The following is a 15,659-nucleotide window of genomic DNA, read 5'->3' on the forward strand; positions in this document are numbered from 1 at the left end:
CTGCCTTGATATTCACTAATGTATTCCGTGTTTACTTTCTAAGTATTAAGTAAATACATGAAAAATTACTCTACTGGAGCGATGGCGATCCATGACAGTGACGGCCGACATAAGCGACGTGGTGTCCCCTAGGACCGTACCTGTCGCCGCAGATCGTCAGGGATACAGGGTGGTGCCGGCCAGACACCCGTGGCGCGTTGTCGGAACCGTCGTCGCCGTCCTGATCATCTTCTTCACGCTGCAATCGATCCTGACCAATCCCAGATGGGGCTGGGATGTTTTCGCCCGCTTCTTCTTCTCCGAGCCCGTGCTGGTTGGTCTCGGACGGACGCTGCTTCTGACCGTCCTTGCCTCGGCGCTCGGCTTTCTCCTGGGGACGCTGCTCGCTTTCGCCCGCGTCTCCCCCTCGCCGCTGCTGTCTGGCGTGTCGTGGGCCTATATCTGGCTGCTACGCTCCATCCCGCTGATCGTGCTTCTGCTCGTCCTCAACAATCTCGGCTACCTCTATCCGACGATCGATGTCGGCGTGCCGTTCACCGGCCTGCTGTTCGCGCAATACAACACCGTCGAAGTGTTCAGCCCATTCTGGGTTGCGGTGGTCGGGTTGAGCCTCAACCAGGCCGCCTTCTCGGCTGAGATCATCCGCGGCGGCATTCTTTCGGTCGACCAGGGTCAGCACGAGGCCGCCGCCGCGCTCGGCCTGTCTCGACGCCGGCAGGCGCTGAGCATCGTGCTGCCGCAGGCCATGCGCGCCATCTTGCCCAGCGGTTTCAACGAGATGATCGGCTTGGCCAAGTCGACCTCGATGGTTTACGTGCTTGCCCTGCCCGAGCTCTTCTACACTGTACAGGTCATCTACAAGCGCAATCTGGAAGTCATCCCGCTCTTGATGGTGGCGACGATCTGGTACCTCATCATCATGAGCGTGCTGTCGGTTATCCAGTTCGGCATCGAGCGGCGCTTTTCGCGCGGTGCCTCACGCACGGTGCCCGCGCCCCTCCTGCCCGCGGCGCTTGCCTTCCTGTCCGGGCGTAGCGCAGCGCCCGAAACCAAATCCCAGCCTCCCGCCCCGGCGCCGGTCGTCGCGGTTCGCAAGCCACTGGTGACTGCCGGCGAAAGGCTTGCCCGACGCGGCGTGGGGCGCATCGAAATCCGTGGCGTCTCCAAACGCTTCGGCGCGCTGAAGGTACTCGATGATGTCGATCTCGATCTCGCGCCCGGTTCGGTGACAGCAATCATCGGCCCATCCGGCGCCGGCAAGTCGACATTGCTGCGCACCATCAACCATCTCGAGCGAACCGACACCGGCCTCGTCACCATCGACGACGAGCTTGTCGGCTATCACCGCGACGGACACACGCTTTACGAACTCAAGGAAGCGGCGATCCGCCGACGCCGCGCGGCGATCGGCATGGTGTTCCAGAATTTCAACCTGTTCCCGCACCTGACGGTGCTGGAGAACATCATCGAAGCGCCGCTGTCCGTACAGGGCATCGCGCGCCCCGAGGCGGTAGAACTGGCCAGGGACTTGCTCGCCCGTATCGGCCTTCCGGAAAAGGCCGATGCCTATCCGCGCCACCTCTCCGGCGGCCAGCAGCAACGCGTCGCCATTGCCAGGGCGCTGGCGCTGAAGCCGAAGGTCCTGCTCTTCGACGAGCCGACTTCGGCGCTCGATCCCGAGTTGGTCGGCGAAGTGCTCGACGTCATCAAGGAACTCGCCACCTCCGGCACGACGATGGTGATCGTCACGCACGAGATCGGATTTGCCCGCGAGGTTGCCGATACCATCGTCTTCATGGAGGCCGGCAAGGTGCTCGAGGTCGGAGCGCCTGCGAGGGTGTTCGCGGCCCCGGCCCACCAGCGCACGCGCGAGTTCCTCGCCAAGGTTCTCTAGCGCTCCGAATTCTTCAGCGAACCAGGCTGGCGGCATGTGCGAACCGCCGGTCTTCCAGGCCCCCTGCCGGGGACAATCTCAACGCACATCCGTCATGCAAGGAAATACCCAATGACATTGTCACGAAAACCCCTGTCGCTAATCTTCGGCGCGGTGCTGTCGGCCATCGCCTTCGGCTCCGTCGCGCAAGCGGCCGAATTCGATCTCAGCCCCGAACAGCCGGGCCGCATCCACACCGAAAAGAGCGAAAAGGCCGCTGCTGCGATTTCTTCGAATTTCAAGTTCGCCAAGGAAGGCTATCTCACCGTCGCCACCAACCCCTCGGATCCGCCGCTTGGCACCTACGCGACCGACGCCAAGACCGTGGTCGGCACCGACCCGGACATCACCGTGTTGATTGCCGAGACGCTTGGACTAAAGCTCGATCTCGTGCCGGTCGCCTGGGCCGACTGGCCGCTCGGTCTCGCCTCCGGAAAATATGACGCCGTCATCAGCAACGTGACGGTGACGGAGGAGCGCAAGGAGAAGTTCGACTTCTCGACCTACCGACAGGATGTGCTCGGCTTCTACGTGAAAGCCGACAGCAAGATCACCTCGATCAAGGAACCGAAGGACGTCGCCGGTCTCAAGGTCATCACCGGCGCGGGCACCAACCAGGAAAAGATCCTGCTGGAGTGGGACCGTAGGAATGTCGCGGCAGGGCTGAAGCCCGTCGAGGTCCAGTATTACGACGACTCGGCCGCAAGCCAGCTCGCCATCCAGTCTGGCCGCGCCGACGCCGAGTTCAACCCGAATGCGACGCTTGCCTATGCCGCCGCCGTCAGCGGCAAGACCAAGCTGGTCGGCATCGTCAGCGGCGGCTGGCCGCTGACCGCCGAGATCGCCGTCGCGACGAGAAAGGACAGCGGTCTGGCCAACGCCGTCACGCTCGCCATCAACGAACTGATCGCCAGCGGCAAATATGGCGAGGTGCTGAAGAAGTGGAGCCTGACCGCCGAAGCGATCGACCAGTCGCGCACCAACCCGCCCGGCCTGCCGAAGCCCAACAGCTGAGTGAGCGTGGCTCTTTGGACCGGCGCCTACGGGGTGCCGGTCCCCTCATTTCGGTTGTCAGCACCCCGAAGAGGAGGAACCGCGATGGCGCCGACCTCGATTTCAATAGATCGCCTGGCCTTTCTGACGCCGGGCAACTATCCGCACGACGATCCATATTCCGGCCTGCAGAAGACGCTGGAGCTGTTCGAGCTTGGCGAGCGCCTGGGTTACGACGGCGCCTGGGTGCGGCAGCGCCACCTCGAACCGGGCATCTCATCGGCAGCCGCCTTTCTCGCCGCCGCCACGCAGCGCACAAGCCGCATCGAGCTCGGCACGGCCGTCATCCCGATCGGGTACGAAAGCCCCTACCGGCTGGCCGAGGACCTCTCGACGGTGGACGTGCTCTCGCGCGGTCGGTTGAACGTCGGCGTCAGCGCCGGCTTCCCATTGCATGCCGCTATTCTCGGGCCGCTTGTCTTCGATGGCGACTGGCGGAATTTCGACTTCTCGCACGCACGCGTGCTTCGCCTCGTCGACAATTTGCGCGGCGGGCTGCTTGGCGAACCCGGCGCCATCATTGAATTTCCCGGCGGTCGCGTGCGTCCGCGGCTGCAGCCACATGCTCCTGGCCTGCCCGACCGTATCTGGTACGGCGGCGGTTCCCTGAAATCGGCCGAGTGGGCGGGCCGCAACGGTCTCAATCTGCTGCTCGGCAACGTCACTTCCGGCGAAGGCACAGACAACTTCTTCGAAGCCCAGTTGCACCAGCTAGAGACCTTCGCCGCGCAACGCGACGGCAAGCCCGGACGCGTGGCCTTGGGACGGGTCATCGTTCCATTCGACAGCGCGGATGCAAGGACCAGGAAGCGCTACGCCGAGTATGCGGCCGGACGTCATGATCGCACTCTCAGGGCCCATGGCGAGCGCCGCACGCTTTTCGCCGGCGATGTCGTCGGCACCTCGGAACAGATTCTGGAGCAATTGACCGAGGATCCGATCCTGGCCAAGGTAACGGAGCTGCGGCTGGAGCTGCCTTACGACTTCGAGCAGGAAGAATACGAGCAGATCGTCACCGACTTCATCGACCGCATCGCGCCTGCGCTTGGCTGGCGGCCACACCCAAAGCCGACCGCATCGGCGGCTGAGTAATCGGCGTCTGCCGGGCCTGGGCCCTGGAAGATCGCTTTCGCGCACCATCAATCGGCATCAGTCACCGGATGGCTGTGCGTTGGAGTATATCAGGGAGTGGTCGGGCCCGGAATCGGCGCGATTGCACGTCGTTGCCGCCGATTGCCGCACCGATCACTGCGAGATCCTTCAGCGCCGGCGGACTTTGGCTAGGTTGAGTGACGGCCGGGTCTATCCGGCAGGTATCACAATAGATAACGCAAGCGAGGGAATAAATTCGGAAGCTTCGATCCGCTGGCGAGAATTTCTTAGCAGATTCAATGTGCTATAGAAAAGCTGATGGTACCGTTGGCTGGGATCGAACCAGCGACCTCCGGATCCACAATCCGGCGCTCTAACCAGCTGAGCTACAACGGCACGCTTGCCTGAGCCAGATCACGGCGAGAACTTTATTCCCCCAGATCCGCTCTGTCGTTCGGCGATGCGTCCAATACGGTCTATCGGTGACTAATTCAAGGCCCTTAATAAGGCAAAGGACGGGTTCTCCTCGTCGCACCTTGCAGAAGGCAAAAGAAAAGGCCGGCGGGAGGAGGTGCCGGCCTTTTCCTGTTACGAGCCAGCGGGAGGAGGTGCTGGCTGGTCACCCCGGAAACGGAGGGAGGAGGTTCCATTTCCGGGTATCTGGTTGTTCAAACTATCGCATTTCTATTTGTCTGACGAAATGCGACGTTTTGATGCAGCGCAAAAATGTGCGCCGAAATTAGGCAGCCTTGACGTCCTTGATCGCCTTTTCGAAGGCGGTCTTGACCGGCTTGGAGACGTCCTCGACCGCCTTGGTGGCGACGGCCTGGAATTCCTTGGCCTGCTCGACGGCCAGTTCGACGCGCTTGCGCAGGAAGGCGGTCTGCAACTCTACGACTTCCGAAAGGGTCTTGGCGCCGACTAGGGCCTCGAGGTGCGAGAAACTCGCCTCGGCATTGGCGCGCAGCGCCGCGATGGCCTTCAGCGAGACGTCGCCGGAAACGGTCTTGGCGGTCTCGTAGGTCGATTCCAGAACCTTCTGGGTCTCCTCGGCGCCGTTCTTCAGCTTCGTATAGGCTTCCTTCGACTGCTCGACGCCCTTCTCGGCGAAGGCGCGGATCTGGTCGGTGGCTTTGGAAGCGTCAAAGCTCGGGAATTCAACGTTTTCGATGGTCTCGGCGGTCTTGGTGGTGGTCTTGGTCATTTTCCAACCTTTCAGGGGCGGCGGCTTTGACAGAAAGCCGTCTCGTTCATGTATGATGGCAATATAAAGGCATTTTTTGTGCATTGCAACATCTTTGTTGCAGCGCACCATAAAGTCGTTTCTGGCGTTAACCACGACCCCAGAGATTTCGACCGTCGGACTGCCTGGCTTGTGGACCTCGCGGCCGCAGGCTTTTATTAACAAAGCGTTAATTGAAATGCCTGCTTTGAGGGATTGGCCGGTGCATGGCGTCTGAGAACTACTCCTTCCTCGACGTTGCCGTGCTCGATGCGGTGCGCCAGCGCTTTGCGGCCGGCGACGCTCTGGCTATCCTTTCGGGCGACCTCGAACAGGTGATCTGGGCCAACGGCCCGGGTGCCGCGGTGTTCGGCTATCCGGACATCGAAGCCATCATCGGCGCCTCGGCGCGGCTGCCGCTGATTGCGCGGCGGCAGATCATGGCGACCAGCGGCTTTCCTCAGATCGGCAGCGACCGCGCCATCATGGTGCGGTTGGCCACCGGCATGGTGAGCCGCGCCGTCAGCTTCCTGGCTAATGCTGTGACGATGCCGGACGGCGAGAAGGCGATCATGCTGGCGGTGCCGGCGGCGCAGACCAGTTCGCGCAGCCCGGCCGAAATCGCCAGCCGCGCCATAGGCGGCTTTACCGAGGCCGGGCATTTCATCGCCTTCGTCGACGCGCAGGGCCATATCGAGGCGGCGTCGGACGGCTTTGCGGCGCTCGGCATCAAGCCGGAAACCCTGGCCGCGCTGGTTCAGGATGTGGCAAGCAGCGGCGACCGGATCGTCAAGCGCCTCGTTCCCGGCGCCGGCGGTTCCTACCCGGCCGGCTTCGCGCGGCTCACGGACGCGCGGCACCTTTTGGTGGTGATCGACGAGGACCAGCTTGAAGGCGCCGAAAGTCCTGAGGGCGAGGGGCCGGCCGATCGCGATCAAACTGTCGATCAGGTACAAGCAGCTTCGGAAAATGAGGCCGTCGCGCCCGTTCCGCCGAATATGGAGCCCGAACCGCTGCAGGACAACAGTCCGCCGCCGGCACCGGCCAGTGAACAGGTCAAGGCCGTCTCGATAGCTCCCAAAAGCACTGCAGGGCCGATCGAGGATGGGCAAAACGCGGTCGAACAGCTGCCGGCTCCGGTCGAAACCAATGCCGCCGAATCCGGTCGGCAGGGCACGAATACCGAGCCGGCTCAGCACGACCACTGGTACTTCCACGCCGGCGACGACGCCGCCGGTCACGCCCAACCGTCGCCGACCACCGCGACCGAACCGGCTGAATCCGCCGCGACCGAGACACCATGGACGCCGGCACAACCGGCTCCGCCGCGCGACGTCGATCGCTCGGCGCCGCCGCTGCGTTTCGTCTGGCGCACGGATAGCGAGGGCAAATTCAGCGCGCTGTCGCCGGAATTCGCCGACATCGTCGGCCAGCCGGCCGCCGATGTGATCGGCCGCCGTTTCAAGGATGTCGCCACGACATTCGGCCTCGACGCTTCCGGCGAGATCGCCGGCCTGCTCGAGCGGCGCGATACCTGGTCGGGCCGCTCGGTGCTGTGGCCGGTGGCCGGCACCGATCTGAAGATCCCGGTCGATCTTGCGGCGTTGCCAGTCTATGGCCGCAGCCGCGCCTTCGAAGGGTTTCGCGGGTTCGGCGTCGCGCGCAGCGCCGACGCCGTTGTCGATCCGGAGGCGCTCGGCATGGCGCTGGTCCCCAACGCCGGAGCGCCGGCAGCCGGACAGCCTGCTCCCGAGCCGTTGTCAGCGGAGGCGCCTAGGGCCGACGATCCCTTCCAGGGCGAGGTGCCGGCGCTGACCATCGCGCCGCAGCCCGAACGGCGTTTCGCCGACAAGGTGATCCGGCTCGCCGAGCACCGGCAGCCCGCCAACGACAAGCCGTCAGGAAGTGACAAGGGGCTGTCCGTCCTCGAGCGCAGCGCCTTTCGCGAGATCGGCGAGCGGCTGCGCAAGGACAGTTCGGCTCCGGCGGAAATTCGTCCGTCCGAAGCCGAGAAGCCCGCCACCGCCGATAAGGCCGATACGCAGCAACAGCCAACCGGCACCGCCGCGGCTGACGACGCCAAGCCGGTCACAAAGGCCCCGTCGGCCAGCCTCGACGCGCCGCCCCTGCCCACGCAACCAGCGTCTGGGATTGCCGACGCCTCGGAAGCGCCGGCCGAGGCAAAAGCCGGGGCCGAACCAGAAACTGCCGAAGCTGAGCCCGAGACGGAAACCGCTGAAGCACAGACCGAGGCCGAGGATCAGAAGGATCTGGCGCGGCTCGACGGCGCCGACGACATCACGCAGACCAGCGCCACCGAGCGAGGCCTGGCGCCGGCTGTTTCCCGCTCGCTGCTAAACTATGCAGAAGAGACCAAGGAGCCCTCCGAGCAGCCTGAGCCGCAACCCGTCGTGGCACGGCATGCCGAGCCCGATACGGCCGACGACGACAGCATGACCGCCGACGACTTCCGCGACGCGCAGGACAATGAGGATTGGGCGGGCTCGGACGCGGATAACGCCGGGCCGGCGGCAGAACAGCCGGACGAGGTCAAGACGGCTTCGCCGGAGCGGCCGCGCCTGCAAGTGCCGCCGCTCAAGCTCGAAGGTTTCGTGCCCTCCGCCTTCTCGACCGGCGAGGAAGCCAACGCGCCGGATACCAGCATCCTCGCCAGGCTGCCGGTGCCGCTGCTCATCCATTCGGGTGACGTGCTGCACTACGCCAACGACGCCTTCCTCGACCTCACCGGCTATGACGCGCTGGACGACCTCGCCTATGCCGGTGGACTGGGCGCGCTGTTCGCCGCCCCCTATGACGACGACGGCGCCACCGACGAGAGCGACCACGCGCTGAAGCTCACCACCCGCCAGGGCCAGGAGTTTCCGATCGACGCGCTGCTGCGCTCGGTGCCGTGGCGCGCCGGCAAGGCGCTGATGCTGGTGGTGCGGCGTTCCGGCGAGGACGACGCGGCCCATTTCACCGCCGCCAACGACGAGCCGGCGCTGCAGCCGGACGTGCCGGAACTGAAATCGCGCATCGCCGAGATGCGCACCATCATCGACACCGCCACCGATGGCGTGGTGCTGATCGGCCGCGACGGCAACATCCGCTCGATCAGCCGGCCGGCGGAAGCGCTGTTCGGCTTCGACAGCGACGAGGTCGCCGGCAAGCCCTTCGCCTCGCTGTTCGCCATCGAGAGCCAGCGCGCGGCGCGCGACTACCTGGCCGGCCTTTCCGAACCCGGCGTGGCGAGCGTCATGAATGACGGGCGCGAGGTCATCGGCCGCGAGGCGCAGGGACGCTTCATCCCGCTGTTCATGACCATCGGCAGCCTTCCCAACGACAGCGGCTTCTGCGCCGTGGTGCGCGACATCACGCAGTGGAAGCGGGCGGAGGAAGATCTCACCCAGGCGCGCGCGGTGGCCGAACGCGCGTCTTCGCAGAAGACGGATTTCCTCGCCCGCATCAGCCATGAGATCCGCACGCCGCTCAACGCCATCATCGGCTTTTCCGAATTGATGGTGGACGAGAAATTCGGGCCGGTCGCCAACGACCGCTACCGAGACTATCTGCGCGACATCAATCGTTCCGGTAATCACGTGCTCGATCTCGTCAACGACCTGCTCGACATCTCCAAGATCGAGGCCGGCCAACAGGAAATGGACTATGAGGCGGTGTCGCTCAACGACACGCTGGCCGAGACGGTGGCGATGATGCAGCCGCAGGCCAATCGCGAGCGCGTCATCATCCGCTCCAGCTTCGCCTCGCGGCTGCCGGAGGTGGTGGCGGATCTGCGCAGCGTGCGCCAGATCGCGCTCAACATCCTGTCCAACGCCATCCGGTACACCCAGGCCGGCGGCCAGGTGATCGTCTCGACGGCTTACGAGGCCTCGGGCGATGTGGTCATGCGCGTGCGCGACACCGGCATCGGCATGACCCAGGCCGAGATCGAGCAGGCGCTGAAGCCGTTCAAGCAGATCAATGCGCTGAAGCGCGGGCGCGGCGACGGCACGGGGCTGGGCCTGCCGCTGACCAAGGCGATGGTGGAGGCCAACCGTGCCCGCTTCGCCATCACCTCGACGCCCGGCGAGGGAACGCTTGTCGAGGTCGCCTTCCCGTCGACCCGGGTGCTCGCGGAGTAGCCTGCCCGAGTAGCCTGCCGACTGACCGCATCCAAAGAAAAAGGCGCCCTGGAGGACGCCTTGAGAAATGGGATGCTGTCACAACGGGGGCTTGAGCTGAACCTCAGGGGACGAGGAACGGGATTTCTCCCTCAAGTTACACGCGACTATCGGGGTCGTCCCTTAACAACTCCTTACCGGGGCCCAAAGAAATTTACGAATGTGTACCACCCATGAAATCTAGGTAAATTCACTCGATAGATTTTGTTAACTACGCCAGGGTCAGCTCGCCAGCTGCGGCAGGTCGCGGAACAGCTCCAGCGCGTCGGGATTGGCGAGCGCTTCCTTGTTCTTCACAGTGCGGCCGTGGACCATGTCGCGCACGGCGAGTTCGGTAATCTTGCCGGACTTGGTGCGCGGGATGTCGCAGACAGCGACGATCTTGGCCGGCACGTGGCGCGGGCTTGCGCCGGTGCGGATTTTTGCGCGGATGCGTTTTTCCAAATCTTCGTCGAGGCTCACACCGGCGGCCAGCCGCACGAACAGCACCACGCGCACGTCATTGTCGAAATCCTGGCCGATGCACAGCGCCTCGAGGATTTCCGGCATCTGCTCGACCTGGTTGTAGATCTCGGCCGTGCCGATCCGGACCCCGCCCGGATTGAGCGTGGCGTCCGAACGGCCATGGATGATCATACCGCCATGGGCCGTCCATTCGGCAAAGTCGCCATGACACCAGACATTGTCGAAGCGCTCGAAATAGGCGGCGTGATATCTCTTGCCTTCGGGATCGTTCCAGAAGCCGATCGGCATCGCCGGGAAGGCCTTCGTGCAGACGAGTTCGCCCTTCTCCTGGCGCACCGGCTTGCCGTCGTCGTTCCAGACATCGACGGCAAGGCCGAGGCCGGGCCCCTGGATCTCGCCGGTCCATACCGGCTCGGTCGGCACGCCGAGCACGAAGCAGGAGACGATGTCGGTGCCGCCGGAGATCGAGGCCAGATGCACATCCTTCTTGATGCCGTCATAGACGAAGCGGAAGTCCTCCGGCGACAGCGGCGAGCCGGTGGAGGAAATGGTGCGCACCGAAGACAGGTCGTGGCTCGCGATCGGCTTCAGCCCGGCCTTGCGGACGGAATCGATGAACTTGGCCGAGGTGCCGAAATAGGTCATCTGCTCGGCATCGGCGAAGTCGAACAGCGCATTGCCGGAGGGATAGAAAGGCGAACCGTCGTAAAGCAACAGCGTCGCGCCCGTGGCAAGGCCGGAGACCAGCCAGTTCCACATCATCCAGCCGCAGGTGGTGAAGTAGAACAGACGGTCGCCGTCGAGAAGGCCGGCATGCAGCCGGTGCTCCTTGACGTGCTGGATCAGCGTGCCGCCGGCCGAATGCACGATGCATTTCGGGATGCCGGTGGTGCCCGACGAGAACAGGATGTAGAGCGGATGCGCGAAAGGCAACCGCTCGAAACTCAAGGCCTTGGCGGCGAAGGGCGCCAGCGCCTCCTCCAGCGCCGCTGCCTTGTCGATGGTGGCGGCGACATCGGCTGAGGTGCCGAGATAGTCGACGACCAGCACCTTGCGCAGGCTCGTCAGCTTTTCCGACACCGCGCGCACCTTGTCGGCGACCTCGATGGCCTTGCCGTTGTACCAGTAGCCGTCCGGCGCGATAAAGACGACCGGCTCGATCTGGCCGAACCGGTCGAGCACGCCCTGCTCGCCGAAGTCGGGCGAGCACGACGACCAGACCGCACCGATCGAGCTTGCCGCCAGCATGGCGGCCACGGCCTCGGGCATGTTGGGCATCATGGCGGCGATGCGGTCGCCGGGTTTGACGCCGAGCGACAGGAAGAGCTGCTGCAGCCGCGAGGTCAACGCGCGCAACTCGTTCCAGGACAGCCGGCGCTCGACCTTGTCCTCGCCGCGAAAGACGATTGCCGGCCCGCTGCCGCTCTTCTTCAAAAGGTTCTCCGCGAAATTGAGCTTCGCGTCGGGGAAGAAGGCGGCGCCCGGCATCCTGTCGCCATCGATCAGAACCCGCTCACCCTTGTCGCCGACAAGCTCGCAGAAATCCCAGACCAGGCTCCAAAACGCCTCGCGGTCGTCGATCGACCAGCGATGGAGCTCCACGTAGCTGGAGAAGGATGTGTCCGCGCTCGACGCCGCGGCCTTCAGGAAAGCCGTCACGGGGGCGGTGTCGATCCGGTCCTGCGTCGGAGTCCACAACGGTGTATCGCCGGCCATGGTCGCTCCTCCCAAGCGCGTCGCGTTCGGGGCAGTTAAGCCCAACATCGCTTCTGTCATCATCCCAAAAACGGCGCGCGAGTGCGGACCGGGATCGGGCAGACCGCTTATGCCTATTGCAGCGCAGCAGAGCAAGATTTTGTTAGAACCGCCAATGCCGGGCGGCCGGCAAATGCCATCGCAAGGCCATAAAGACTTGAAAAGCGTCGGCGCTCGGTTACACCCGTCGGGCGAAGTTTGTCGGCAATGGAAGCATACGGGGCGAAATGCCATCATCTTTGATCCGGCGCGGCGTGTGGGTGATCGGCGTTGCCGTGCTGGTCATCGCGCTCGCCGTCGCGGCGCTGCCGCTGATCGCCTCGACCAGGATCGTGCGCGACCGCATCGCCTGGGAGTTGAGCGCCTGGAGCGGTTTTCGGGTGACGATCGACGGATCGCCGCGCATCGAAGTGTGGCCGAAGTTCCGGGCGATCCTGAGCGACGTGACGCTGTCGCAATGGACCGAGACCGATGCGCCGCCGGTGGTGGAGGCCGACCGCGTCGAGGTCGACCTCTCCGCCATGGCCGCGCTGCAGGGCGACGTTGCCTTCTCGACGGCGCGGCTGGTGCGGCCAACCATCAGGGTCGAACGCACCACGAGCGGCTTCTATCTGCCGCCGTTGCCGACCGGCGGGCGCATCACACGCTCGATCGACACGGCGCGCGGCTTGGTCACCGCCAATCCGCAGAAACCCGACCTCGGCAAACTGCCCGCCGATCCGTTCGGCATCGTCGAGTTCCGCGACGGCCGCGTCGTGACCTCGGCGGACGGCAAGGACACGGAAATCCTCAGCGGCCTGAACGGCCAGGTCAATTGGCAAGCAATGAACAGCGAGGCATCGCTGACCGCGACCGGGATCTGGCGCGGCGAAAGCGTGCAGCTCGATTGCTCCTCCGCCAAGCCGCTGGTGCTGTTTGCCGGCGGTGCCTCTCCCGTCACCCTCTCCTTCAAGGCGGCGCCGGCAACGTTTTCCTTCGACGGCACCGCCTCGATGTCGGAGAATGGCTTTTTCGACGGCCAGGCCAAGTTCGCCGCGCCTTCGCTGCGGCGCGTGCTGGAATGGTCACAGGCCGGCATCGCGCCGGGGGCGGCGATCGGTTCGGTCTCGGTCGCCAGCAAAGTGAATGCCTCGGCGGGGCGGGCGAAGTTCGAAAACACCACGGTCTCGCTCGACAACAACCCCGGGATGGGCGCGCTGGACTTCTCCTTCGCCGACGCGCGACCTGTGATTGCCGGCACGCTCGCCTTCGACACGCTCGATCTGAGGTCCTTCCTGTCGGCCTTCACGCCGGTCGTGCCCGTCGGCGAGGCCGGCCCCGGCGACATCGACACCAGCTTCGCCGACCGGATAAATCTCGACCTCAGGCTGTCGGCGGCGCATGCCACGGTCGGGCCGGTCCAGCTTGCCGAGGTCGCCGCGACCGCGCAGGTCAAGGACGGGCTTGCAGTCTTCGACATCTCCGACGCCTCGGCCTTCGGCGGCACGATCCAGAGCAGCCTGCGCTTGGACCGCAAACCCGACGGCACGCAGGTCGAGATGCGGCTTCTGGCGTCGGACGTCGATACCGGCGCCTTCGCTAAGGCGGCCGGCATGACGCGGCTTGTGCCGGCCGGCACGGGAACCGTGTCTGTCATCCTCAAGGGCCCGGGCAAGGCGTGGAACTCGATCTTCGAAAATGCGGATGGATCGTTCTCGGCGACGTTTGGGCCCGGCACGCTCAATGGGCTCGACCTGGCGGCCTTCCTGAAGCGCAACCAGCAAGGCGGCTTCTTCGCCCTCGACGACGTTGACAAGGGCTCTTTCCCGATCGACGGCGCCGAGATCAAGGCCAGCATCTCGAAGGGCGTGGCGCGGCTGGACAAGGCCGAGATCAATGCGCAGAAATACAAGATCTGGCTGTCCGGCATCGCCTCCTATGCCGGGCGCGGGCTGGCGCTTTCGGGCGGCGTCGTGCCGAACGGACAGCCTGCGCCGCAGCCGCAGGCAAAGCAACCGGCCGCCGGCGGTCAGGCCGCCGTGCAGGCGCCGCAGCCTCCGAACCAGTCGCTGTTCTTCGTCGGCGGCAATTGGAGCACGCCGTTCATCTCGCCGATCGCCCCTGGCGTCTCGGGGCAGTAGACGCACCAGTTCGCTGAAATCGCGAGAAGGCGGTGGTTCGAGCCGCCGCCTCGCTCACTCATCCGCGCTGCGCGGCCTGCTCGTCGAGTTGGCGCTGAACCTCGCGGCGCTTGTTGGCGATCGAGGCGATGATGACGCCGATCGCCACCACCGCGATCAGGATCGTGCAAGCGGCGTTGATCTCCGGCGTCACGCCGAGGCGCACCTGGCTGTAGATTTTCATCGGCAACGTGGTGGCGCCCGGACCCGAGGTGAAGCTGGCGATGACCAGATCGTCGAGTGACAGCGTGAAAGCAAGCATCCAGCCCGAGATGATCGCGGGCAGGATCACCGGCAAGGTGATCTGGAAGAAGGTCCTCACCGGCGGCGCGCCGAGATCCATCGCCGCTTCCTCCAGCGAGCGGTCGAAGGAAACCAGCCGCGACTGCACGACGACGGCCACGAAGCACATCGTGAGCGTGATATGGGCGAGCGTGACGGTGAGGAAGCCACGGTCGAGCCCTACGGCAACGAAGAGCAGCAGCAGCGACAGGCCGGTGATGACTTCCGGCATGACCAGCGGCGCGAACACCATGCCGGAAAACAGCACCCTGCCGCGGAAGCGCGTGTAGCGCGTCAGGGTCAGCGCTGCCAGCGTGCCGAGCACCGTCGCCACCGTCGCCGAGATGACGCCGACACGCGCCGTCACCCAGGTGGCGTCCATCAGGCCCTGATTGTGGAACAGCGACACGTACCATTTGGTCGAGAAGCCGCCCCAGACGGTGACGAGCTTCGATTCGTTGAAGGAAAAGACGATCAACAGCACGATCGGCAGATAGAGAAAGGCGAAGCCCAGCACGATCGAGGTGACGTTGAAGCGGCTCCAGGTCGCGTTCATTTGCCCTGCTCCTGTGCCTTGGCCTGCGCCTGCTGAAAGAACATGATCGGGATGGTCAGCACCAGGAGCAGGATGACCGCCACCGCCGACGAGACCGGCCAGTCGCGGTTGGAGAAGAACTCGTTCCACAGGGTCTTGCCGATCATCAGCGTCTGCGAGCCGCCGAGCAGGTCGGGAATGACGAACTCGCCGACGGCCGGGATGAACACCAGGAGGCAACCGGCGACGACGCCGGGCAGCGACAGCGGGAAGGTGATCTTCCAGAAGGCGCTGATCTGCGGGCAGCCAAGGTCCTGCGCCGCCTCGATCAGCGAATGGTCCATCTTCTCCAGCGAGGAATATAGCGGCAGCACCATGAAAGGCAGGTAGGAGTAGACGATGCCGATGAAGATGGCGGTGTAGGTGTTGAGGATCACCAGCGGCTCGCTGATGATGTGCAGCGACAAGAGCAGTTGGTTGAGCAGGCCTTCCGGCTTCAGGATGCCGATCCAGGCGTAGACGCGGATCAGGAACGACGTCCAGAACGGCAGGATCACCAGCATCAGCAAGGTCGGGCGGATCGTCGCCGGCGCGCGCGCCATGCCATAGGCGATCGGATAGCCGACGATCAGCGTCAGGATGGTCGAGATGCCCGCGATGATCAGGCTCGTCACATAGGCATTGAAGTAGAGCGCGTCCTGGGTGAGCCAGGCGTAGTTGTCGAAGTTGAGCTCGCGGAAGCCGGCGAAGAATCCCGAAATGCCGTCGCTGAAGTCAAGCACGGGCGTATAGGGCGGCATCGAGATCGCCGTCTGTGACAGCGAAATCTTGAAGACGATGATGAAGGGAACGAGGAAAAAGAACAGCAGCCAGAGATAGGGAACGATGATGACCAGGCGGTCGACGAAGCCTTTCGCCAGCCTTGTCGGCAAGGCGGCGGTTTCGGCCGGCGCGGCGGCGGTCGCTGCGATGTTTGTCATCT

The 15,659-nt window shown here is 64.4% G+C and carries 9 protein-coding genes and 1 tRNA gene; 5 read left to right on the forward strand and 5 right to left on the reverse strand.

The window, feature by feature from the left end; translation table 11 throughout:
- Positions 1 to 91 precede the first annotated feature (91 nt).
- The 3 genes from FJ988_RS31430 to FJ988_RS22230 all read left to right on the forward strand — a co-directional run bounded on the left by FJ988_RS31430 (position 92) and on the right by FJ988_RS22230 (position 4,078).
- On the forward strand, positions 92 to 1,894 hold the full coding sequence (locus tag FJ988_RS31430; protein ID WP_140820492.1) for an amino acid ABC transporter permease/ATP-binding protein: 1,803 nt from the start codon (positions 92 to 94) through the stop codon (positions 1,892 to 1,894).
- A gap of 111 nt (positions 1,895 to 2,005) precedes the next feature.
- Positions 2,006 to 2,947, forward strand: coding sequence for an ABC transporter substrate-binding protein (locus tag FJ988_RS22225; RefSeq protein ID WP_140820493.1), 942 nt, complete (start codon positions 2,006 to 2,008; stop codon positions 2,945 to 2,947).
- Between the two features lie 84 nt (positions 2,948 to 3,031).
- Positions 3,032 to 4,078: an LLM class flavin-dependent oxidoreductase gene (locus tag FJ988_RS22230; protein ID WP_140820494.1), complete on the forward strand. Its 1,047-nt coding sequence runs from the start codon at positions 3,032 to 3,034 to the stop codon at positions 4,076 to 4,078.
- Positions 4,079 to 4,397: 319 nt separating this feature from the next.
- Here FJ988_RS22230 and FJ988_RS22235 read toward each other — a convergent pair.
- Positions 4,398 to 4,474, reverse strand: a tRNA-His gene (locus FJ988_RS22235).
- 343 nt (positions 4,475 to 4,817) lie between these two features.
- The gene (locus FJ988_RS22240) at positions 4,818 to 5,282 is read right to left on the reverse strand and encodes a phasin (protein WP_140820495.1); all 465 of its coding nucleotides are present in this window, start codon (positions 5,280 to 5,282) and stop codon (positions 4,818 to 4,820) included.
- Between the two features lie 245 nt (positions 5,283 to 5,527).
- On the opposite strand from FJ988_RS22240, the gene FJ988_RS22245 reads away from it, so the two are divergent.
- Positions 5,528 to 9,442: a PAS domain S-box protein gene (locus tag FJ988_RS22245; RefSeq protein ID WP_140820496.1), complete on the forward strand. Its 3,915-nt coding sequence runs from the start codon at positions 5,528 to 5,530 to the stop codon at positions 9,440 to 9,442.
- A gap of 261 nt (positions 9,443 to 9,703) precedes the next feature.
- Here FJ988_RS22245 and FJ988_RS22250 read toward each other — a convergent pair whose 3' ends face one another.
- The gene (locus FJ988_RS22250; protein WP_140820497.1) at positions 9,704 to 11,662 is read right to left on the reverse strand and encodes an acetoacetate--CoA ligase; all 1,959 of its coding nucleotides are present in this window, start codon (positions 11,660 to 11,662) and stop codon (positions 9,704 to 9,706) included.
- 266 nt (positions 11,663 to 11,928) lie between these two features.
- On the opposite strand from FJ988_RS22250, the gene FJ988_RS22255 reads away from it, so the two are divergent.
- Entirely contained in the window at positions 11,929 to 13,821 is a 1,893-nt protein-coding gene (locus FJ988_RS22255) for an AsmA family protein (protein WP_140820498.1), read from the forward strand.
- A 58-nt stretch (positions 13,822 to 13,879) separates the two neighbouring features.
- Here the strand turns inward: FJ988_RS22255 and FJ988_RS22260 are convergent, their stop codons facing one another.
- The gene (locus FJ988_RS22260) at positions 13,880 to 14,698 is read right to left on the reverse strand and encodes an ABC transporter permease (protein WP_140820499.1); all 819 of its coding nucleotides are present in this window, start codon (positions 14,696 to 14,698) and stop codon (positions 13,880 to 13,882) included.
- Positions 14,695 to 15,657 (reverse strand): ABC transporter permease subunit, encoded by a 963-nt coding sequence (locus FJ988_RS22265; protein ID WP_140820500.1) that lies wholly within the window; start codon positions 15,655 to 15,657, stop codon positions 14,695 to 14,697. The genes FJ988_RS22260 and FJ988_RS22265 overlap by 4 nt, the downstream gene beginning before the upstream one ends.
- Positions 15,658 to 15,659: the final 2 nt, after the last annotated feature.

Source organism: Mesorhizobium sp. CU3, from assembly GCF_006442965.1.
Lineage (GTDB): Bacteria > Pseudomonadota > Alphaproteobacteria > Rhizobiales > Rhizobiaceae > Mesorhizobium.